Consider the following 620-nt stretch of genomic DNA (forward strand, 5'->3'; position numbering starts at 1 on the left):
AGCGTCAGGACCACCGAAACCTGGGAGCGCAACCTCCTGCACCCTGTGGAGCAGCTCGAAGTGGCCTTCCTTCCCCGCCTCGCCGAGCTGTCCATGACCGCGATGCGGCGAGACGAGGCAGGCAAGGCGGCTGGACATAGTCGGCATGCCGCATCAGGCTAACGGGCTTTCGGGCCGCAACGCCCCGCGTTTCGGCATGCACCAAATATGCCTGCAGCATCAAATCCAATAGCTATCGTTCATGCGCGGATCTGGATGCACGTCCCCTCTAACAATCCTAATAGAGAGATGCTTTTCTTCCCATGCATCGACGGCAGCACGTGCCCGATTGAGCGCCTCGCATTGAATGGCAGACAGGTAGAAGCGGAGAGAGCTAACCAAGTCCCAGGCCTGACCGGCTGCAGCCGTATCCACCGGATTGGTTGCCGAGGCAGCGAGATACCGATTTACCGCGCTATCCACGACAGTCCTATCAATGCGGGAGTTAAGTCTAGGGAGAATATCGACTCCGCCATCCGCACTATAGGCGATCACAATCGTCGCAGGCGGATCCGTATCAAGATATCTGACGGCATTATTAAATCTACTTCCGCGAGCTGGATAACCTATCCCATGCGCTA

At 57.3% G+C, this 620-nt stretch carries 1 protein-coding gene; it reads right to left on the reverse strand.

The genetic code is table 11. From position 1 onward, the window contains the following. Positions 1-219: 219 nt before the first annotated feature. Positions 220-620: hypothetical protein (locus ABD323_RS43655; protein ID WP_344447564.1), on the reverse strand; the 401-nt coding region annotated here is incomplete at its 5' end.

Origin of the sequence: Kitasatospora nipponensis (genome assembly GCF_039528135.1) — a bacterium.
Lineage (GTDB): Bacteria > Actinomycetota > Actinomycetes > Streptomycetales > Streptomycetaceae > Kitasatospora > Kitasatospora nipponensis.